At 72.3% G+C, this 20312-nt stretch carries 21 protein-coding genes, 1 tRNA gene and 1 pseudogene; 13 read left to right on the top strand and 10 right to left on the bottom strand.

Annotation, left to right across the window (positions count from 1 at the left end):
* Window positions 1-83: 83 nt before the first annotated feature.
* From IH80_RS0101535 to IH80_RS43460, 10 genes are all read left to right on the top strand, one after another.
* Window positions 84-1028, top strand: a complete 945-nt coding sequence (locus IH80_RS0101535) for a universal stress protein (protein WP_030957006.1) — start codon at window positions 84-86, stop codon at window positions 1026-1028.
* An 84-nt stretch (window positions 1029-1112) separates the two neighbouring features.
* Window positions 1113-1292 carry a hypothetical protein gene (locus IH80_RS0101530; RefSeq protein ID WP_030027564.1) on the top strand — a complete coding sequence of 60 codons (180 nt, stop codon included), beginning with the start codon at window positions 1113-1115 and terminating at the stop codon, window positions 1290-1292.
* A 272-nt stretch (window positions 1293-1564) separates the two neighbouring features.
* Window positions 1565-2113 carry a hypothetical protein gene (locus IH80_RS0101525; RefSeq protein WP_030957005.1) on the top strand — a complete coding sequence of 183 codons (549 nt, stop codon included), beginning with the start codon at window positions 1565-1567 and terminating at the stop codon, window positions 2111-2113.
* A gap of 59 nt (window positions 2114-2172) precedes the next feature.
* A complete protein-coding gene (gene tadA / locus IH80_RS0101520) occupies window positions 2173-2601 on the top strand; it encodes a tRNA adenosine(34) deaminase TadA (protein WP_030957004.1) in 429 nt (142 codons plus the stop codon).
* 91 nt (window positions 2602-2692) lie between these two features.
* Window positions 2693-2777 (top strand) — tRNA-Ser (locus IH80_RS0101515).
* An 86-nt stretch (window positions 2778-2863) separates the two neighbouring features.
* Window positions 2864-3193 (top strand): hypothetical protein, encoded by a 330-nt coding sequence (locus IH80_RS0101510; protein ID WP_030957003.1) that lies wholly within the window; start codon window positions 2864-2866, stop codon window positions 3191-3193.
* A 362-nt stretch (window positions 3194-3555) separates the two neighbouring features.
* Window positions 3556-3717: a hypothetical protein gene (locus IH80_RS45235; protein ID WP_167344740.1), complete on the top strand. Its 162-nt coding sequence runs from the start codon at window positions 3556-3558 to the stop codon at window positions 3715-3717.
* Window positions 3718-3920: 203 nt separating this feature from the next.
* Window positions 3921-4877, top strand: coding sequence for an RNA polymerase sigma factor SigF (locus tag IH80_RS0101500; protein ID WP_078906267.1), 957 nt, complete (start codon window positions 3921-3923; stop codon window positions 4875-4877).
* Window positions 4878-5107: 230 nt separating this feature from the next.
* Window positions 5108-5950, top strand: a complete 843-nt coding sequence (locus tag IH80_RS0101495; protein ID WP_030956999.1) for an RNA polymerase sigma factor SigF — start codon at window positions 5108-5110, stop codon at window positions 5948-5950.
* A gap of 186 nt (window positions 5951-6136) precedes the next feature.
* Complete coding sequence (locus IH80_RS43460) at window positions 6137-6916, top strand: hypothetical protein (RefSeq protein ID WP_030956997.1); 780 nt, start codon at window positions 6137-6139, stop codon at window positions 6914-6916.
* A gap of 152 nt (window positions 6917-7068) precedes the next feature.
* Here IH80_RS43460 and IH80_RS0101485 read toward each other — a convergent pair whose 3' ends face one another.
* Window positions 7069-7308, bottom strand: coding sequence for a hypothetical protein (locus IH80_RS0101485; protein WP_030956995.1), 240 nt, complete (start codon window positions 7306-7308; stop codon window positions 7069-7071).
* Window positions 7309-7424: 116 nt separating this feature from the next.
* Here IH80_RS0101485 and IH80_RS0101480 point away from each other — a divergent pair, with 116 nt between their 5' ends.
* Entirely contained in the window at window positions 7425-7865 is a 441-nt protein-coding gene (locus IH80_RS0101480; RefSeq protein ID WP_030956993.1) for a MarR family winged helix-turn-helix transcriptional regulator, read from the top strand.
* Between the two features lie 13 nt (window positions 7866-7878).
* Window positions 7879-9534 (top strand): MDR family MFS transporter, encoded by a 1656-nt coding sequence (locus IH80_RS0101475; protein ID WP_051808617.1) that lies wholly within the window; start codon window positions 7879-7881, stop codon window positions 9532-9534.
* Window positions 9535-9571: 37 nt separating this feature from the next.
* Here IH80_RS0101475 and IH80_RS0101470 read toward each other — a convergent pair whose 3' ends face one another.
* The 9 genes from IH80_RS0101470 to IH80_RS0101430 form a co-directional block, all read right to left on the bottom strand.
* Window positions 9572-10309: a TetR/AcrR family transcriptional regulator gene (locus tag IH80_RS0101470; RefSeq protein ID WP_051808616.1), complete on the bottom strand. Its 738-nt coding sequence runs from the start codon at window positions 10307-10309 to the stop codon at window positions 9572-9574.
* A 149-nt stretch (window positions 10310-10458) separates the two neighbouring features.
* Window positions 10459-12687 (bottom strand): ArnT family glycosyltransferase, encoded by a 2229-nt coding sequence (locus IH80_RS0101465; RefSeq protein WP_030956989.1) that lies wholly within the window; start codon window positions 12685-12687, stop codon window positions 10459-10461.
* Window positions 12684-14018 carry a bifunctional glycosyltransferase family 2/GtrA family protein gene (locus tag IH80_RS0101460; RefSeq protein WP_051808615.1) on the bottom strand — a complete coding sequence of 445 codons (1335 nt, stop codon included), beginning with the start codon at window positions 14016-14018 and terminating at the stop codon, window positions 12684-12686. Before IH80_RS0101460 ends, IH80_RS0101465 begins: the two co-directional genes overlap by 4 nt.
* 25 nt (window positions 14019-14043) lie before the next feature.
* Complete coding sequence (locus IH80_RS0101455) at window positions 14044-15672, bottom strand: sensor histidine kinase (RefSeq protein ID WP_030956986.1); 1629 nt, start codon at window positions 15670-15672, stop codon at window positions 14044-14046.
* The gene (locus IH80_RS0101450) at window positions 15672-16439 is read right to left on the bottom strand and encodes a response regulator transcription factor (protein ID WP_030956985.1); all 768 of its coding nucleotides are present in this window, start codon (window positions 16437-16439) and stop codon (window positions 15672-15674) included. The genes IH80_RS0101455 and IH80_RS0101450 overlap by 1 nt, the downstream gene beginning before the upstream one ends.
* A gap of 150 nt (window positions 16440-16589) precedes the next feature.
* Complete coding sequence (locus IH80_RS0101445; protein ID WP_030956983.1) at window positions 16590-17471, bottom strand: amidohydrolase family protein; 882 nt, start codon at window positions 17469-17471, stop codon at window positions 16590-16592.
* Window positions 17455-17793 (bottom strand): antibiotic biosynthesis monooxygenase family protein, encoded by a 339-nt coding sequence (locus IH80_RS0101440; protein WP_030956981.1) that lies wholly within the window; start codon window positions 17791-17793, stop codon window positions 17455-17457. Before IH80_RS0101440 ends, IH80_RS0101445 begins: the two co-directional genes overlap by 17 nt.
* A gap of 159 nt (window positions 17794-17952) precedes the next feature.
* Window positions 17953-18846 (bottom strand): DUF2797 domain-containing protein, encoded by an 894-nt coding sequence (locus IH80_RS0101435; RefSeq protein WP_030956980.1) that lies wholly within the window; start codon window positions 18844-18846, stop codon window positions 17953-17955.
* Window positions 18843-19277, bottom strand: a complete 435-nt coding sequence (locus IH80_RS0101430) for an Lrp/AsnC family transcriptional regulator (protein ID WP_030956979.1) — start codon at window positions 19275-19277, stop codon at window positions 18843-18845. Before IH80_RS0101430 ends, IH80_RS0101435 begins: the two co-directional genes overlap by 4 nt.
* 107 nt (window positions 19278-19384) lie before the next feature.
* Between IH80_RS0101430 and IH80_RS38725 the strand changes: the two are divergent.
* Window positions 19385-20295: pseudogene (locus IH80_RS38725) on the top strand (SMP-30/gluconolactonase/LRE family protein).
* Window positions 20296-20312 lie beyond the last annotated feature (17 nt).

Below are 20312 nucleotides of genomic sequence, written 5' to 3'. Positions count from 1 at the left end.
CGGCCCCCTCGCGTCCCGAGCGGCGGCCAGGCCCGCGGCGGCCTGCGGATGCGGCCCGCGCGGGCGCCCAGCACGCTGGACTGATGAGCAGCAACGCACCGGTGATCGCAGCCGTCGACGGGTCCGAGCACAGCCTGGTGGCCCTCCAGTGGGCGCGGGGCGCCGCCCTGCGACACGGTGCGGAACTCCTCATCGCCCATGTACTGCCCGACCACGCCCAGTTGTACGCGGGCCGCCGGGCGTCACTGCACGATGCCCGGCAGCCCGACGAGTTCGCCGACCCCGTGGGCGACTGGGTCCGCGGCGTGCTGGGCGACGGCCCCGCGCTGCCCGATGGGGTCCGGTACGAGTCGCTGGAGGGCTCCGTCCCCGAGGCACTGCGCGTGATCGGTTCCGGCGCCCTGATGCTGGTGATGGGCTCGCGGGGGCGCGGCGGCTTCGCCAGCCTGCTGCTCGGATCGAGCAGCAGGGCGGTGGCGTCGACCGCCCCGTGCCCGGTGGTGGTGGTCCCGCACGCCGAGCGCAACGCCGCCGCGACCACTTCCGAGGAGTCCGCCGGACGCGTGGTGCTCGGTCTGCACGCCGCCGAGACCCCCGACGACGTGTTGTCCTTCGCCTTCGCGGAAGCGGCCGTGCGGGGGACCACCGTCCAGGTGGTCTCCGCGTACGCCGTCCCGCCCGCGCCGGCCCTCGTGATCGACCGGCCCTTCGAGGTGATCCCGCCGGAAGGGCTCGCCGACGAGGGGGACGGCGTGCCGGCCGAGCGGGAGATGCTCCGGTCCCAGACCGAGCGGCTGGCACCGCTGCGCACGCGCTACCCGGACGTCCCCGTGGAGCAGGCCGCGGTCCCCGGCGACGCGGCGGGACGGCTGGTCGACGCCTCCCGGTCGGCGGCCCTGGTGGTGGTCGGCCGCCACCACCCGCGGCGCACCGCCATGTCGCTGCAGATCGGCTCCGTGGCCCACGCCGTACTGCACCACGCGCACGGCCCCGTGGCGATCGTCCCGACCCTCAAGGACGACGTCTGACCTGCACAGGGGTGGCATCAAACGCCCTGTCCGGGGGAAGGTGGGTGCAGGGGGAAACGACCGACCAGCCCAGGGTGGTGGCCGATGCCCGACACGCAGCCGAGCGACGACGCTCCGGAGACGGCGGCGCAGCGCCGAGCACGCCGCGCGCAGTTCCTGCGTGACCTGATGGAGGCCCGCGCGCTGCGCGATCGCGTACAGCCCCGCCGCGCGCGTGCGGCCCGCATGCGCCAGCAGATGCGCATGCGCACGTTCCGCTGGTGATGCGGGAGCCGCGCGGCGCGACACGAGCGGCCCGACGGGCAACCGGCGCGGCCCCCGGCACCCCGGAACGCCCCGGCGCCGCAACCCCGCACCGGCCCCGGCGGGTGACGGCGCGGCACGACGCAAGCGCGGAAGACCTCTCGCAACGCCGCCGTTTCTGCCACGATGCCGATTGGGCGGGGCAGGGCGGCGAGCAGCACGGCCGCTTTCGTCCCGTCCTCCGGCCGGGGGGACCTCCAACCGGCACGCCTAAGACCAGTGGGAGAGTCACGGTGTATTTCGCCGCACTGCTCGCGCGCACCGAAGACGGGTGGGAAGCGAGCGACATGGAACTCGACGACGTCGAGTCCCTCAGTGATCTGATCGATCTCGCCCGTTCCGCCGCTGTCGACGACGACACGGTGGTCGCCCTCATCGAGCAGGAGGACGCCTGGTTCGGCGTCGTCCGCGTGGACGGCGAGGAGGACCCGCGGTACTTCGTCTCGAACGCCGCCGCGGCCGCCCGCAGCTCCTACGGCTCGATGCTGACCAAAGAGCTGCTGGGCAGCGACGAGGAGGACGACGAACTCGACGAGCTGGACCTGGACGGCACCGAGGACGGCGAGGAGGAATCCATCGCCGCGTTCACGGACGAGGACGCCGACGAGGACGGGGAGCGCGGGGCCGGCTCGGAGCCGGTACCGGCCGGCCCGCTCGGCGACCCCCGGCTGCTGGACGACCTCGGCGTGACGAACAAGCAACTGATGACCCTGGACGGGGACGCCCTCACGGAGATCGCCGAGTCCCTCGGCGCCACCGAGGTCCTGGAGGCCGTCCGCTAGTGCTCACCGCCAACACCACCGATCCCGTCGATCCCGTGCGGGACCCGTGGCGGGACTCCATGCGCCTGGCGCTCCAGGAGGCCGCCCGGGCGGTGCCGGCCGGCGATGTGCCGGTCGGCGCCGTCGTGCTGGGCCCGGACGGGGAACTCCTCGCCACCGGGTACAACGAACGCGAGGCGAGCGGCGACCCCACGGCGCACGCCGAGGTCCTGGCGCTGCGCAGGGCCGCCGCCGAACTCGGGGAATGGCGGCTCCCGGGATGCACCCTCGTGGTCACCCTGGAGCCGTGCGTCATGTGCGCGGGCGCGCTCGTGCAGGCACGGATCGCCCGGGTCGTCTACGGCGCGGACGACGAGAAGGCCGGAGCCGCCGGGTCGCTGTGGGACCTCGTACGGGACCGCAGGCTCAACCACCGGCCGGAAGTGGTGCGCGGTGTGCTCGGCGAGGAGTGCGCACGGCAGCTGACGGACTTCTTCCGCGACCTGTGAGCCGGGCCCGGAACGCCGGGAGAGGGCCTGCGGGAGGGGTCGGCGCGCACCGATTTCAGCGGATGGGGTTCCTTAGGCTAGGATCCATCTCGGTAGTGTGTCCGAGTGGCCGAAGGAGCTCGCCTCGAAAGCGAGTATGGGGCAACCCATCGGGGGTTCAAATCCCTCCACTACCGCTTCGATCGAGAGCCCCGACCCGCAAGGGTCGGGGCTCTCGGCATTTTCGGGTGCGCTCCCGATCGGCCCTCCGGAGGACAGCGGCGTGACCGCCCGCCCCCTCGGCCGTTGTCACGGCATGACCAAGACCCAGCGCATCCTCGCCGCCTTCGCCCTCGCGGGAGCCGCCGCGGGCCTCGCCGCACCCGCCGCCTCCGCGGACACGGCCCCGATCTCCCCGCTGACCCTCCCGGACGTGCCGATCCCGTCGCCCGGGACGCCCGCGGGGGTCCAGCCCGCCTCCGTCCAGGAGGTCGTCGGGAAGATCGGCGACGGCGCGAACGGGCTCAACGCGCTGACGGACCTGCCCAACCAGCTGGCGCCCGTGATCGCCCCCGTACAGCCCCTCACCGACCTGGCCGGCGCCATCCAGTAGCCGCTGCTCCGCGGGCGCACACGAAGAAGGCCCCGACCGGGGCCGGGACCTTCGACGCGTTTGCGGGGGAAGTGGCATCGGGGGGACAAGCCACTTCCCCCGACGAGGACGGACCTGCCGGCCGGCCGCGGTTCAGGGGGAAGCTCGCGGCCGGACCCCGCAGTGAGGCCCTGTCCCCCACCCACCGGTTTCCTGCCAGAACCGGTGGGCTCCCATCCATCCTGCGTCCGCCCCGGCCGGCGACCGACCGGCAAAGGACCCGGAGCACCGGGTCATTGGTCCTTAAAGGACAGGTGAGTGCCCAAACCCGACCGGTTAGACTCACCCGACTTGCAAGGACCGGTTGGGGAGGCCGCCCGCACGTGGACACCAAGAAGCTCATCACGGGTGCCCTCACCGTATTCGCCCTCTTCGTGATCATCACCCAGCCGAAGCGAGCCGCCGAGATCGTGGAAATAGGCTTCCAGGGGATATCGGATGCCGCTTCCGGCATCGGCGAGTTCATAACCGAACTGGTGCGCTGACCCGTACGCCGAAGCGGTTCCCGGACTTCCGGCCCCCCACTCGACGGGTGGGGGGCTTTTGCGTACCCACCGCCGGGCATAATGCCCGGATATGCCCAACTTGCCGTCAACACGGCGATATACGGTGCTTGCACACAGTGCACATCTCTTGTGATGCTATGACCGCTTTTAACGGATGAGTTGACTGAAGGGGTGGCGTGACCGTGCCGGCCAGTACTGCGCCTCAAGTGCCACCCCAGCAAGACCCCCAGGTACCGCCCCAGCAGGAGCCCCGCACCGGAACGCGCCAGGGGCAGCCACCCGAGGAGCCTCCGGCAGCCCCTCCGACAGCCCCTTCTCCCACAGCCCCTCCGACGCCCCCTCCGGCAGCCCCTCCGGCAGCCCCACGGCCCGCGGGCCGCGGCGCGGACACCCGGGCCCTCACCCAGGTCCTGTTCGGCCAGCTGAAGGGCCTCCAGCCGGGCAGCAGCGAGCACGCCCGGGTGCGCGGGGCCCTGATCGAGGCGAACCTGCCGCTGGTCCGCTACGCGGCCGCCCGCTTCCGCAGCCGCAACGAGCCGATGGAGGACGTGGTCCAGGTCGGGACGATCGGCCTGATCAACGCCATCGACCGGTTCGACCCGGATCGCGGCGTGCAGTTCCCGACCTTCGCGATGCCGACGGTCGTGGGCGAGATCAAGCGGTACTTCCGCGACAACGTCCGCACCGTCCACGTGCCGCGCCGGCTCCACGAGTTGTGGGTGCAGGTCAACGCCGCCACCGAGGACCTCACCACCCTCCACGGCCGCACCCCGACCACTGCCGAGATCGCCGAGCGGCTGCGCATCACCGAGGACGAGGTGCTGTCCTGCATCGAGGCCGGGCGCAGCTATCACGCGACCTCGCTGGAGGCCGCGCAGGAGGGCGACGGGATGCCCGGGCTGCTGGACCGGCTCGGCTACGAGGATCCCGAACTGGCCGGGGTCGAGCACCGCGACCTCGTGCGCCACCTCCTCGTACAGCTGCCCGAGCGTGAACAAAGGATCCTGCTGCTGCGGTACTACAACAATCTGACGCAGTCACAGATCAGTGCCGAGCTCGGCGTCTCGCAGATGCACGTCTCGCGGCTCCTGGCGCGCAGCTTCGCCCGACTGAGATCCGCAAACAGGATCGAGGCGTAACCGTAACAGGCGTAGATCATTCACCCGTTTCCCGACAGAACGGGCTGATCACACTCTGCCCCCTTCTGTCGTCGGAACTATATGTCGACATGGCGCTACAGCGTGTTGCCGACATGTGACATTCTGCTTGAACCGCGTTTGCCGCGGCCCCGCCTCCGGTATTCAGGTGGAAGCTGCGTTCCTCTGACGGGCGCGCCGTACGCGACCGTCCGCGACCTCAAGGGGGTGGCATGTCCGTAGACCAGGGCAGCTCCAAGGTGCTCACGCTCGTAAAGCCCGTGACGCCGCCGGCTGTTTCCGAACGCTCGGAAGCCATCGACACCCGAACCCTCTCCCGCTCGCTCTTCCAGCGACTCTCCACCCTGGACGCGGACAGCCCCGAACGGGCGTACGTACGCGACACCCTGATCGAGCTGAACCTGCCCCTCGTGCGGTACGCCGCCGCCCGCTTCCGCAGCCGCAACGAGCCGATGGAGGACATCGTCCAGGTCGGCACCATCGGGCTGATCAAGGCGATCGACCGGTTCGACTGCGAACGCGGCGTGGAGTTCCCGACGTTCGCCATGCCGACCGTCGTGGGCGAGATCAAACGATTCTTTAGGGACACCTCCTGGTCCGTGCGCGTCCCGCGCCGGCTCCAGGAGCTGCGCCTGGCGCTGACCAAGGCCAGCGACGAGCTCGCCCAGAAGCTGGACCGCTCGCCGACCGTCCCGGAACTCGCTGCCGTGCTCGGCGTATCGGAGGAGGACGTCGTCGACGGCCTCGCCGTCGGGAACGCCTACACGGCCTCCTCGCTCGACTCGCCCTCCCCGGAGGACGAGGGCGGCGAGGGCTCGCTCGCGGACCGCCTCGGCTACGAGGACACCGCGCTCGAAGGCGTCGAGTACCGCGAGTCCCTGAAGCCGCTGCTCGCCAAACTCCCGCCCCGGGAGCGGCAGATCATCATGCTGCGGTTCTTCGCGAACATGACGCAGTCACAGATCGGCGAGGAGGTCGGCATCTCCCAGATGCACGTCTCCCGGCTGCTGACGCGCACGCTCGCGCAGCTGCGCGTGGGCCTCATCGGGGACTGACGCGAGGGGGGCGGGCGGTCCGGCATCCGGCCGTCCGCCCGTCGGCCTGCCGCCCGGCCCGACCCCGCCCGACCTGACCGCCCGGCCCGATTTGATCGCGCGACCTGACCGAGCGACCTGACCGTCGGCCGGGCGATCCGATGGCGAGCACTTCCCAATTGACGAGCCGTCAGGAACACTGGCGCGATGCGAAGGGGATCGCGCGCGGCCACCGCCCTGCTCGCCCTGTGCTGCACGGCCGCCGCCGGCCTCACCGGCTGTGGCGGCCCGGGGCGCGAGGGCTTCTCCGCCGTGGGCGCCGCCGCCCCGGGACCCGAACGGGGGGCGGGGGAGAACGTCGCGCCGCAGGGTGGGGTGGAGTTCCAGCAGCTCGGCGGCCCGGCCGCGACGGGCGGATCCGCCGCGCCGTCCGGTACGTCGGGCGCGCCCCCGGGACCGGACCGCGCGGGCGGCTCCACCCCGGGCGGAGCGACGGACACCGCCCCCGGCGGTCCGGCGAGCACCCCCGGGTCCACCGGCGGCCCAGGACGTACTCCCACATCACCCGGCACTCACGGCTCACCGGCCCCCGCAAACCCCACCGGCCCCACGGGTCCGACGAGCCCCGGCGGGCCGCCCAGCAGGCCGGGCACCACGCCACCGGCGCCGCCACCGGCCACCCCTGCGCAACTGACGCTGTCCGCGCCGGTCCGGTCCGCCGCGGCCGACCGCTGGTGCGAGCGGGTCACCGTGACCTTCACCAACACCGGCAGCACCGCGGCCCGTTCGGGCACGGTCACGTTCGCGACGCACGTCATCGGGGCCCTCGGCATCGACTGGGCCACGCTCACCACGACCCAGCCGCTCCCCGCACCCCTCGCGGGCGGAGCCTCGAAGACGCAGACCTACACGGTGTGCCTGGAGGCCTGGCGGGTGCCCCTGGGCATGCACGTGGACACCCGGAAGGTCACCGCGACCTGGAACTGACCGGTCGCGGCCCCCCGGCACCGACCGACCCCGGCCACCCGGCATCCGGTCGCGGCCGCCTGAAGCCGGCCGGCCCCGGCCACCCGGTCCCGACCGGTCGCGGCCGTCTTGAGCCGGCCGGTTCCGCAGCCCGCGGCCCGCGGCCCGCGGGCTCAGCGCAGGACCACCCAGGCGGCCGCGCCGATCACGAGCACCAGCGCGAGGACCAGCGCCACCTTCGCGGCCGGGCCCGACCCCTTGGCGGCTTCCTGCTCGGCACGGCGCTGCTGGCGCGACCCCGGGCCCGCCTGCCGGGCCGGTGCGGCCTCCTCGACGAAGGCCCGGAACATCTGGGTGCTGCCCGCCGGGTCGTAGTTGCCGTCGGGGACCTGTGAGTTGTGGTTGTCAGCCATGGAGCAGGACCCTAGCCGGTTTTCCGATTCCTTTACCGCCCCACCCCCGAATTCATTTGCCTGTAGCAACCACTGACTCTTATGGTTGCCTCAAGCAACAAGATGGGGGTCGCCCGGTGCCGACACAGACCACGCAGACGACGCGGACCACTCCGCACGAAGAGCTGGCCCGTCGGCTCACCGGAATCGGTGCGGTCAAGCGCGAGCTGGCCCGCAGCCTGCCCCCGGACTGCCCGCCCGGCACCGCCGCCGTACTCACCGTGCTCGACCGGCACGGGGAGATGCGGCTGAGCCGGCTGGCCGACCTCATGGCCGTCGACATCTCGGTCACCAGCCGGCACGTCACCCACATCACCGCCCGCGGCTGGATCGAGCGCGAGCCGGACCCGGGCGACGGCCGCTGCCGCATCCTGCGGCTCACCCCTGCCGGACGGGCGCTGCTCGCCGAGATCGGCGCCCGTTACACGGCCGCCCTGGAGAGAGCCCTCCACGACTGGTCCACCCAGGACATCGACGTACTCAACACCCTGCTGGCCCGACTCCGATCGAGCTTCTAGAGAAAGGAAGGACATGGCCCCGTCGGAGAAGACCACCGACCCCGCGTCCACGTCCACGTCCACCTCCGTGGACATGACCCATCCCCAGATCATGAAGGCGCTGTCCGGGCTCATGCTCGGCATGTTCGTCGCGATCCTGTCCTCCACGATCGTTTCCAACGCCCTGCCCCAGATCATCAGCGACCTCGGCGGCACCCAGTCCTCGTACACCTGGGTCGTCACCGCCGCCCTGCTGTCCATGACGGCCGCCACCCCGCTGTGGGGCAAGCTGTCCGACCTCTTCAGCAAGAAGCTGCTGGTCCAGATATCCCTGGTGATCTACGTCCTCGGCTCGGTGGTCGCGGGCATGTCCCAGAACACCGGCACGCTCATCGCCTGCCGCGTGGTGCAGGGCATTGGCGTCGGCGGCCTCTCGGCGCTCGCCCAGATCGTGATGGCCGCGATGATCTCCCCGCGCGAGCGCGGGCGGTACAGCGGGTACCTCGGCGCGGTCTTCGCCGTCGCCACGGTCGGCGGCCCGCTGCTGGGCGGCGTCATCACCGACACCGAGTGGCTGGGCTGGCGCTGGTGCTTCTACGTCGGCGTGCCCTTCGCGATCATCGCGCTGATCGTCCTGCAGAAGACGCTGCGGCTGCCGGTCGTACGGCGCGACGTCAAGGTCGACTGGCTGGGCGCCTTCCTGATCAGCGCTGCCGTCTCGCTGCTGCTGATCTGGGTCACCCAGGCCGGCGACTCCTACGAGTGGATCTCCTGGCAGACATGGGCCATGACGGGGGGCTCGGTGGTCCTCGGACTGCTCTTCGTCCTCGTCGAGTCCCGGGCGAGCGACCCGATCATCCCCCTGCGGCTCTTCCGGAACAAGACCATCACCCTCGCCTCCACGGCCTCGCTGTTCGTCGGCATCGCGATGTTCTCGGGGACCGTGTTTTTCAGCCAGTTCTTCCAGTTGGCCCGCGGCGAGTCCCCCACGATGTCTGGAATCCTCACGATTCCGATGATCGGCGGGCTCTTCGTCTCCTCCACCGTTTCCGGTCAGGTGATCACCAAGACCGGCAAGTGGAAGGTCTGGCTCGTCTCCGGCGGTGTGCTGCTGACGGCCGGTCTGGGTCTGCTCGGCACCCTGCGCCACGACACCCCGTACTGGCACATCGCGGTCTACATGGCCCTGACCGGCCTCGGACTCGGCATGATGATGCAGAACCTGGTCCTCGCCACCCAGAACCAGGTGGCTCCCGAGGACCTGGGCGCGGCCAGTTCGGTCGTCACCTTCTTCCGCTCCCTCGGCGGCGCCATGGGCGTCTCGGCGCTGGGTGCGGTCATGGCCCACCGGGTCACCGACTACGTGCGGGACGGACTCACCGCCCTCGGCCCGAAGGCCGCGGCGGCCATGGGCCAGAACGGTACGGCCGGGGGCGGGATCCCCGACCTCGACAAGCTGCCCGCGCCCATCCGTGAGGTCATCGAGTCCGCGTACGGGCACGGCGTCGGCGACGTCTTCCTCTACGCCGCCCCGTTCGCGCTCCTCGGCCTGGTGCTGGTGGTGTTCATCAAGGAGGTCGCCCTGAAGTCGAAGCCCGCGGTCCACAGCCCGGCGGCGGCTTCGGCCGGTGCCCCGCCCGCCGGGACGGCCGGTGCCGACGAGGTCGCGGCCGCCACCGTCAAGGCCTGATCCCCGCCCGAGCGGCGCCCGACAGCCCGGGCGGCGCTCAGGCGTCTGCCTTGTCCTTGTCCGCCTTGGCCTTGGCCTCGGTCTCGGCCTTGTCCCTGGGCTCGGTCTCGGCCTTGGTCTCGGCCTTGGTCTCGGCCTTGGTCTCGGCCTTGGTCTCGATGCCCGCGATCAGGACGTCGAGTGCCAGGCAGAAGTCGCCCTCGGGCGCCCGCCGGGCCGCGCCCCCGCAGCCGTGCAGGAACTGCCGGACGGCCAGGTGGGCACCGGTCCGGGCGACGTCCACCAGGCCGGTGGCGTCCATCAGCCGCTGGAGGGCGGCGTCGAAGGCCCGGGCGTGGGGGCCGATGTTCGGGTAGGCGGCGCTGAGCGGAGCCACCCACGGGTGGTCGGCCAGCACCCGCCGGTAGCCCCGGGCCAGATCCCTCAGCCCGTCCTGCCAGCCCGCCCCGCCGGACCCTGACGCTCGGCCGGAGCCGTACGGCCCGGCCGGCAGGGACTGCTCCCCCAGGACCCGGTCCAGGGCGAGTTCGAGCAGATCGTGCTTGGTGTCCACGTACCAGTAGAGGGACATCGCGGTGACGCCGAGCCCGGCAGCCAGCCGCCGCATCGAGAACCGGGTGAGCCCGTCGGCGTCCAGGAGCCGGGCGGTGGCCGCGGTGATCCGCTCCCGGTCGAGCCCTGAGGGTGCCTCGGTGCGACGTCTGGCGGGTGTGGCGGGCCTGGCCACCAGCCACACACTGGTCCGGATCTCGCCTGGATCGGCCGCGGTCACCATGCGGGCACCCTCCTCGCGACGGCTGGACCAGCCGGAATGCCCGGTCCGCCCCCTTGATGCTAGGGGGTGGGCCGGGCATTGCGGGCTGATCGGCGGGAGACCCCCTGGGGATGTCCGCCCGCCGGGCCGAATGACGGGGGATCGGGGGATCAGGACGCCGGGGCCGTCAGGTCGTAGAAGCCGGCTCCGCCGACCGTGGACTCCTTGAACGTGGCCTTGACCCAGTTCTCGATCTCCGTGCTGGTGCCACCGCCGGGGCCCGCGGGACCACCTCCGCCACGACGTCCGCCGTCCTCGGTGGCATCGGTGGCGGTGCCACCCTGGCCGATGAACCAGTGGATCTTCCCGTCCCGCACGTACTCCTTGAACTGCTCCAGGGTCGGCGAGGGGTCACTGCCGTTGAAGCCGCCGACCGGCATGACGGGGACGCCGGAGGCCAGCTGGTAACTGGCCGCGTTCTGCGAGCCGATGGCCGCCGCCGCCCAGGTGTAGGAGTGGGCTCCCGCCGTGAGCGCCGCCTTGGCCTCGGCGCTGACGCGGGCGCCGTTGAGCAGGCCACCGGCGCCGCCGCCGCGTCCGCCCGGCCCTGCGCCGGTCATGCCTCCGGGGAAGCCTCCCGGGCGCTCGGCTGCGCGGCCGTCCGCTCCGGGCATGCCGCCCAGGCCCTGTGCGCCCTGACCCTGGCCGCCGCCCTGGCCGCCCTGGCCGCCCTGGCCCTGGCCGCCGCCCTGGCCGCCCTGCCACTGGCCCAGGCCCGGCGGTACGGCGCCCTGCGGCAGCGCGCCACCGGGCTGCTGTCCGCCGTCCCGGCCGCCCCGCGGCATTTCACCGAACCCGCCCGGGCCACCCATCATCCCGCCGGGGCCGCCCCGGCCTCCCGCCACCGCCGGTCCGGCGGTCACGATGGAGCCGGTGTGCCCGGTGCTCACGGTGGTCATGCAGTACGCGAACGGCCCGGCCAGGGCCGCCACCACCCCGAGACCCGCGGTGGCCCTCAGCATCCGCCGGCCTGCCCGCCCCGCGAACGGCAGCCCGACCGCGGCGAGCAGCCCGCCCACCAGCACCGCCCAGCGCAGCCACGGCAGGTAGCCGGGGGCCCGGCCGAGCAGGACGTACGACCAGACCGCCGTCAGCGCGAGCGTGCCGGAGAGAGTGAGTGCGGCCACCGCGCTGCCCCGCTCCTCCCACAGCACGGCGACGCCCATGCCGATCAGCGCGGCCACGAAGGGGGCCAGGGCCACGGTGTAGTACTCGTGGAAGATGCCCTGCATGTAGCTGAAGACCACCGCGGTGATCAGCAGGGGGCCGCCCCAGGCCAGGAAGGCCGCGCGCGCCATGCCGTCCACCGAGTCCGTGGTGCGGCGGGCCCGCCAGGTGATCACCAGCCCGGCCACGAGCAGCACCAGGGCCGCCGGAAGCAGCCAGGAGATCTGCCCGCCGATGGTGCCCGAGAACAGCCGGTCGATGCCGCTCTCGCCCCATCGTCCGCCACCGTCGGCGCCCCCGGGGCCACCCGCACCGCCGCCTCCGACGCTGCCGGTCTCATTGCCGTTGATCCGGCCGAGGCCGTTGTAGCCGAGGGTCAGCTCCAGGAAGGAGTTGTTCTGAGAGCCGCCGATGTACGGCCGGGAGGAGGCGGGCCACAGCTCGACGACGGCGACCCACCAGCCGCCCGCCACCACCATCGCGCCGCCTGCGAGCAGCAGCTGCCCGAGTCTGCGGCGCAGCCCGGTGGGCGCGCAGACGGCGTACAGCACGGCGAGCGGCGGCAGGATGACGAAGGCCTGCAGGGTCTTGGTGAGGAAGGCGAACCCGACCGCGACACCCGCCCAGACCAGCCAGCGGGTGGGCGCCCCTTCGAGGGCCCGCAGCAGGCAGTACACGGTGACGGTGAGCAGCAGGGTCAGCAGTGCGTCGGGGTTGTTGAAGCGGAACATCAGCGCGGCGACGGGTGTCAGCGCGAAGGCGGCCCCGCTCAGCAGCGCGGCTCCCGGCCCGAACTGGCGGCGTACGGCGGCGTACAGCACACCGGTGGTCGCCACCCCCATCAGGGCCTGCGGGACCAGGATCTGCCAGGAGCCCAGTCCGAAGAGCCGGACCGAGAGCATCATCGGCCACAGCGCGGCCGGGGGTTTGTCGACGGTGATGGAGTTGCCCGCGTCGGAGGAGCCGAAGAAAAAGGCCTTCCAGCTCTCGCTGCCGGCCTGGACGGCGGCGGAGTAGAAGGAGTTCGCGTAGCCGGAGGCCCCCAGGTCCCACAGGAGCAGGGCCGCGGTGGCGATCAGCAGCCCGGCGAGAGCGGGCCGTTCCCAGCGGGGCCGGGCAGTACGGGCGCCGGCCACGGCGGCCGGAAGGATCGGGAGTGCTGCCGTGGTCATCGGCCCTCCTTGGACGTGGACGTGGACGTGCACGTGGCTGACGTGGACGTGGCTGTGCGGGGGCGGGGGCGGGGGATGCGGGGATCGGTGGCGCGCCGCTCGGGGAAGACCCACGCGCGCAGGAGCAGGAAGCGCAGCACGGTGGCTGCGAGGTTCGCGGTGATCAGGACGGCCAGCTCGGTGCCGTGTGCGGGATGGGGCGTGGCCGCGGCGAGGGCGGCGAGGGAGCCGCTGGTGAGGGCCAGCCCGATACCGAAGACCACCAGACCCTGGGCCTGGTGGCGTACGGCCCGTTCCCTGCCGCGGACCCCGAAGGTGAGCCTGCGGTTGGCCGCGGTGTTGGCCACGGCGGAGAGCAGAAGTGCTGCGCCGTTGGCGAGCTGGGCGCCGGCTCCGGCCCGGAAGGCGGAGTACAGCACCAGGTAGAGCAGGGTGGAGAGGACTCCGACGGTGCAGAAGCCGATGAACTGGCGGGCCAGTCCGCCGTCCACTCCGGGCACCGCGGTGCGGTCGCGCGGGTCGTCACCGAAGGGGCGGGCCAGTCGGTCGAGGGGGAGCGCCCCCACGGCCAGCGCCCGGCCCACGCGCCAGACACCCTTGAGGTCCTCGGTGGCGGTCCTGACGATGTGCACGGTGGAGTCGGGGTCGTCGACCCAGTCGACGGGCACTTCGTGGATCCGCAGCCCTGCCCGCTCGGCGAGCACCAGCAGCTCGGTGTCGAAGAACCAGCCCGTGTCCTCCACCAGGGGCAGCAGTCGCTCGGCGACCTCGCGCCGGATGGCTTTGAAACCGCACTGCGCGTCGCTGAACCGGGCGGCGAGCGAGGACCGCAGCAGGAGGTTGTAGGCGCGGGAGACGAACTCCCGCTTGGCTCCCCGCACGACCCGTGAGGAGCGGGCCAGGCGGGTGCCGATGGCGAGGTCGGAGTGACCGGAGATCAGGGGGGCGACCAGCGGCAGCAGCGCGTTCAGATCGGTGGAGAGGTCCACGTCCATGTAGGCGAGGACGGGGGCGTCGGAACCGGACCACACCGTACGCAGGGCCCTGCCCCGGCCCTTCTCCTCCAGCCGGGTGCTGCGTACGCAGTCCAGTGCCGCGGCGAGCCCGGCCGCGACCTCGGGGGTGCGGTCGGTGCTCGCGTTGTCGGCGACCGTGATCCGGAAGGGATAGGGGAAGGTCCGTGTCAGGTGGTCGTGCAGCCTGCGCACGCACGGCTCGAGGTCCTTCTCCTCGTTGAAGACCGGGACCACCACGTCGAGGACGGGCTCGCCGGGCGCGGGCGCGAGGGGCGTCCGTGCCGGAAGGGCCCCGGGAGAGGTGTCGGTTGGCATGCTCCGACCCTCGTGGAACCGCCTGTCACCTCAGTGTGCTGAGCCTGTGGCCCGTCTGTGAGTCCGGATCCGCCCCCATGGCTGCTGCCCTCATGCCTGCCGCACCTGCTTCCACGTCCGCTTCCACGTCCCCTTCCGCCGCGAGCGGCAGCACGACCTCGAAGCAGGTCCGGCCCGGCCGGCTCCGCACGGCGACGCTCCCGCCGTGGGCCGTGACCACGGCCTGGACGATGGCCAGCCCGAGGCCGGTCGAACCGGCGGCCCGGGAGCGGGAGGCGTCACCACGGGCGAAGCGCTCGAAAACCCGGGGGAGCAGCTCGGGCGCGATGCCCGGGCCGTCGTCCTCGATGCGCAGCCGGACCGCCCATGTTTCACGTGAAACATGGGCGGTGACGGTGGTGCCGGGCGGCGTGTGCGTCCGGGCATTGGCGAGCAGATTGACCAGAACCTGCTGAATGCGGGCCGCGTCGGCGCGTACGGGCGCGGGCTCCTGGGGCAGGTTCAGGCGCCAGTGGTGCTCGGGCCCGGCAGCCCGGGCGTCGCTGACGGCGTCGATGACGAGGGGAGCGAGGTCGGTACCGGTGCCCGTGCCGGTGTCGCCGTCGCCGTCGCCGATGGACAGCGGGTGGCCGGCGTCGAGCCGGGCCAGCAGGAGCAGGTCCTCGACCAGTCCGGTCATCCGGGTGGCTTCCGACTCGATCCGGCCCAGGGCGTGCCGGGTGTCGGGGCCGGGCTCCTCGCGGCCCCGACGGGTGAGTTCGGCGTAGCCGCGGATGGAGGCCAGCGGCGTGCGCAGCTCATGGCTGGCGTCGGCGACGAACTGCCGCACCCGCATCTCGCTGTGCTGGCGCGCGGTGAGGGCGGAGGAGACGTGACCCAGCATCCGGTTGAGGGCGGCGCCGACCTGGCCCACCTCGGTGCGGGGGTCGGCTTCGGCGTCAGGGACCCGTTCGTGGAGGGCGGGCTCGCCCTGGTGCAGGGGGAGTTCGGAGACGCGGGTGGCGGTGGCGGCGACCCTGCGCAGCGGGCGCAGGGCAACACCGACCAGGGCCTGCCCGGCGAGCGAAGCGGCGATCAGTCCGGCCAGGGTGACGCAGAGCTCGACCCCGACGAGGGTGCGGACCGTGGAGTCGACCTCCCGGAGCGGGAAGGCGAGCACGAGCGTCCGGTCGGGTGAGACGTGCACCCGGTAGGCACCGAGGCCCGGAAGCTCCGCTCCCACCGCCCGCTCGGGCGGGCCCTGCGCGGCCCTCTGGGCGGCCCGGGCGAGGGTCGCGCTCTGGGCTTCGGTGAGGGACGGCGGAACCTGGTCGGGCGACCAGCCCTCGTGGCGGGTGTTGCGGGCGCTCCCGAGGACCGCTCCCGTGTGGTCCAGCCGGATCCCGGCGGCGTCCACCGGGCTGCCGGGGGCCACGACGAAGCCCGCACTGCTCTCACGGGCCGCCTTGCCGCCCGGCGCCCGGGCCGCCATCCTCACGGAGGTGGCCAGCTGCTCGTCGAGCTGGGTGACCAGGTACGAGCGCAGCGCCAGGGTGGTGACGGTGCCGATGGCCGCTCCCACCACGGCGATCAGGGCCACCGCCGAGACGACGAGCCGGGTCCGCAGCGACCAGGGCCGTCGGCCGCCCGGTCGCCGGCGGCCGCGCCGTGCCACTACTCGGCCGGCTTGATCAGATAGCCGGCGCCGCGCCGGGTGTGGATCATCGACGGCAGCCCGAGGCCGCTCTCCAGCTTGCGGCGCAGGTAGGAGATGTAGAGCTCGACCACATTGGCCTGGCCGCCGAAGTCGTAGGACCAGACCCGGTCCAGGATCTGCGCCTTGCTCAGCACACGCCGCGGGTTGCGCATGAGATAGCGCAACAGCTCGAACTCGGTGGCGGTCAGGTGGACGTCCTGGCCGGCGCGCACCACCTCGTGGCTGTCCTCGTCGAGGCGCAGATCACCGACGGTCAGGACCGAGCCGCCGCGGGCGGCCTGTGCCGCGCCCGAACGCCGCACCAGGCCGCGCAGCCGGGCCACGACCTCCTCCAGGCTGAAGGGCTTGGTGACGTAGTCGTCGCCGCCCGCGGTGAGGCCGGCGATCCGGTCCTCCACGGAGTCCTTGGCGGTCAGGAACAGGACGGGGACCTGGGGGATCTCCCGGCGCAGCTGCCCGAGGACGGTGAGGCCGTCCATGTCGGGGAGCATGACGTCGAGGACCACCACGTCCGGGCGGAAGCCGCGGGCGGCCCGCAGCGCCCCGGCCCCGTCGCCGGCGCTGCGGACCTCGCAGCCTTCGTAGCGCAGGGCCATGGACAGCAGCTCGGAGAGCGAGGCCTCGTCGTCGACGACGAGCACCCGGCAGGGCCCGCCGTCGGGCCGTACCAGGGCCGTGTGGTTGCCGGTGGACGTGGACGCATGGGAGGCGGTCGTCGCAGTCATACGCACACGTTCCCCCGTGCCTCTGAGAGCGTTCTTGCCCCAACCTGTGAATTTCCTGAGAAAGGGCAACGGCCCCCGTCCTGTCGAGCCAAAGAGACGCGAGACAGGGAACAGGGACGGGGACGGCAGGCGGAGGCGGGCGGAGGCGGGTCAGCCGTCGAGGCGGAACAGCCGGGCGCCGTTGTCGTGGCAGACCGCCCGCAGCCAGTCGTCGCCCAGGCCCAGCCGCTCGAGGGCGGCGAGCTGGTGCTCGTACGGGTAGGGGATGTTCGGGAAGTCGGTGCCGAACAGGATCCGGTCGCCGAGGTCAGCGAGCCGTCCGAGACCTGCGGGCGGGAAGCCGCTGAACCGCTCGGAGAAGTCGGTGAAGGCCATGGTCGTGTCGAGGCGCACCGTCCCGTGGCGGTCGGCGAGGTCGAGGAAGTCCGCGTACTCGGGCATGCCCATGTGGGCGACGATCAGCGGCAGCCGCGGATGGCGGGCCAGCAGGCGGGCGATCGGGGCGGGACCCGTGTGCTTGCCCGGGACGGGACCGGACCCGCAGTGGATCACCGTGGGGATACCGGCCTCGGACAGCAGCCCCCAGACGGGGTCGAGGCGGTCGTCGTTCGGGTCGTAGCCGCCGACCTGGAGGTGTGCCTTGAAGATCCGGGCGCCCGAGACGACGGCCTGGCGGACGTAGTCGTCGACGCCCTCCTCCGGGAAGAAGGTCGCGGTGTGCAGGCAGTCGGGGGTGCGGGCCGCGAAATCGGCGGACCAGGCGTTGAGCCAGGCGGCCATCTCCGGTTTGTGCGGGTAGAGCATGGAGGTGAAGGCCCGGACCCCGAACTCCCGCAGGAGCGCGACGCGCTGCTCCTCCTCGTGGCGGTAGGTGATGGGCCACTCGACGCCGGTCAGCGGGCCGACCGCGTCGAAGTAGTCCCAGACCTTCTCCAGGACCCGCCCGGGCATGAAGTGCGTGTGGACGTCGACCAGTCCGGGCAGTCCGAGTCGCTCCCTGAAGGCGCGGACCGCATCAGCCGTTGCGGACAAAGCCGTGGCTCCGCTCGACGGTGGCGACGTGCAGGGTGTAGCTCTCGTACCAGTCGGCGCGGCCCTTCTTCATGGCCGCCTGGTGTTCCAGGTTCTCGCGCCACACCGTGAGGGCCTCGTGGTCCCGGAAGTAGGCGACGGTGATGCCCAGACCATCAGGGGTGCGCGCGGACTCGTAGCCGAGGTAGCCGGGGATCGTCTCGACGATCTCCTCCATCCGGTCGTTGAGTTCGTCGAGTCCGGTGTCGTCCGCGGTGCGGACGCTGCTGAAGACGGCCATGACATAGGGCGGTTCGAAGGCCGCCACCGGCTGAGTGGTCATGCCCACCACCCTCGGCGGAGCGCCCCCGGCATGTCCACCCGAATCAGCCCCGGGAGACCAAAGGGATCCAATTCTTGACCATGGCGTCCATGGAGCCCGTAGGTGTCGGCGGCCCTCACGGACCGCCATGATCCCTCGCAGCCCTCCGCGTCCGCAACGTCAGAACAGCCCGTCCTGCCCCGCCGGAGGAGCGGCCGCGGACGGGATCCGCGCCAACGGCACCGAGGTCACCGCCCCCTCACCCGGCACGGCGAGCTCCCATCCGGCCAGCAGCCGGGTGTCGACCACGAGCCCGTCCTCGAAGTGCAGGTCGGGCCCGGCGGCGCCGACCAGCCGCCCTACGACGGCCCGGTCCGCCGCCATCTCCGCGATCACCCGGTCCGGGTCCGGGAGCCCTTCCCAGCCGTCCGTCCCGAACACCGTCGCGTGGTCGGTGACTTCGCACCCCAGCCGCTCCAGGGACTCCGGCCACCCGGCCAGCTCCGCCGCCCGGCCGTGCAGCTCGGCGACCTCCCGCGCCCGCTCCGGCGCGCCGGGCAGGTGCGCCCGCACGGCACGCTTGCGGGCGTACGCGATCCGGTCGGGCACCCCGAGCGCCGCCCGCAACAGCTCCTCGGTGCGCCGGGCGGCCATCAGCGGCCCACGCCCCAGCCACGTCCACGACATCGCCCCCTGCTCCAGCAGCCGGGCGGAGCCGCGCTCTTCGGCGGTGATGCCCACCTTGACCAAGCCGGGCCCGAACCAGGCCAGATAGACCCGGTAGGGCCGCGGATCGGCGGCGTTGGTGTCGGCTGCCACGGAGAACGACCGGTCGAGGCGCGCGCACTCCGGGCACTGCGCGCTCCCGCCGCGGCCGGGCACGGTGGCGGAGGTCGGACAGGGCGTCCGCTTCCCCGCCCTCCGCACGCCCAGGCAGCACCGCTCCCCGCGTGCGACGAAGGCCAGCCGCTGCCCGTACACGAGGGCACTCGCCCGTTCGCCGCGCTCCTGGCCGTACCACCCGATGGCGGGGACGGAGTCCTTCCACCGGATCCCGGTGCAGCGCCAGGTCACAGCGGGAGCGGCCGCTCGAAGAAGGTCTCCAGGACGACGGTCGCGTGAGTACCGCTGACCCCGTCGATGGCGTAGAGGCGGCGCAGGACGTCCTGCAGCTGCTCGGTCGAGGCCGTGCGGACCTTCACCAGTACGGACGCGCTGCCCGCGATGATGTGCGCCTCCTGGATCTCCGGGATCGCGGCGAAGTCGTCTCCGGACTCGCCCATCCATGCGTTGGAGTCGACCATCACGTAGGCGAGGACCCCGCTGCCGACCGCGGCCGGGTCGACGTCGACGGTGGTCCGCCGGATCACCCCGCGCTCGCGCAGCTTGCGTACGCGCTCGTGGGTGGCCCCGGCCGAAAGGCCGACAGCCGTACCGAGAGCCGCGTAGGACTGCCCGGCGTCCTGCTGCAGGCGCAGGACGAGCGCCCGGTCGATGTCGTCCACGCAATCTTCCTCTCATGGGCCTGACAACCCTTGCGAAGACGGTACATGATCCTGCAATCTCACCCTCAGACCGAACAAATTTCTGCAATTCTTCTCCAGGGGGAATCATGTCCGGCGTAGCCGACCTCACTTTGTACGAGATTCTGGACGAGCGCTTCAAGACGGGCCGCTGCGCCAACGGCGACGCCCGGCTGGAACGGCTCTACGACGACTGCCGCTGGGCCGAAGGCCCGCTGTACCTGCCGGCCTGGCGGCAACTGGTGTGGAGCGACATCCCCAACGACCGGATGCTGCGCTGGGACGAGGCGACCGGCGCGGTCTCCGTCTTCCGGTCGCCGGCCGGCCACTCCAACGGCAACACCTCGACCGCGAAGGCCGCCTGATCTCCTGCGAACAGGGCAACCGGCGCGTGACCCGCACCGAACCCGACGGCAGCATCACCGTGATCGCCGACCGCTTCGACGGCAAGCGGCTCAACAGCCCGAACGACGCGGTGGTCCGCTCGGACGGCTCCATCTGGTTCTCCGACCCGGACTTCGGCATCACCAGCGACTACGAGGGCCACCGCGCGCCCGGCGAGATCGGCGCCTGCAACCTCTACCGAGCCGATCCCTCGACCGGCGAAGTGCGTCTGGCCGCCGACGGCTTCCTCGGCCCCAACGGCCTCGTCTTCTCCCCCGACGAGAGCGAGCTGTTCGCGGCGGACACCAGGGCGGGTCACATCCGCGCCTTCAAGGTCACCGACGACGGCACCCTCACCGGCGACCGCGTCTTCACCACCTGCCCCCGCGTCGACAACATCCGCTTCGACGACGAGGGCCGGCTGTGGGCGGCCGCGATGGAGAACGGCGTCCACTGCTACGCCGCCGACGGCACCCTGATCGGCCGCCTGCGTGTCCCCGAGCCCGTCTCGAACATCGCCTTCGGCGGCCCCAAGAACAACCGTCTCTTCATCACCGCCACCACCTCCCTCTACTCGCTGGTGATGTCGGTGACCGGCCTCCCCCGGGTCCTCTGAGCCCGGCCGGACAGCCG

This window comes from Streptomyces sp. NRRL S-378 (assembly GCF_000720645.1).
Classification (GTDB): domain Bacteria; phylum Actinomycetota; class Actinomycetes; order Streptomycetales; family Streptomycetaceae; genus Streptomyces.
The sequence above is the reverse complement of the archived record's forward strand: the minus strand, read 5'-3'. Positions and strand labels throughout refer to the sequence as shown.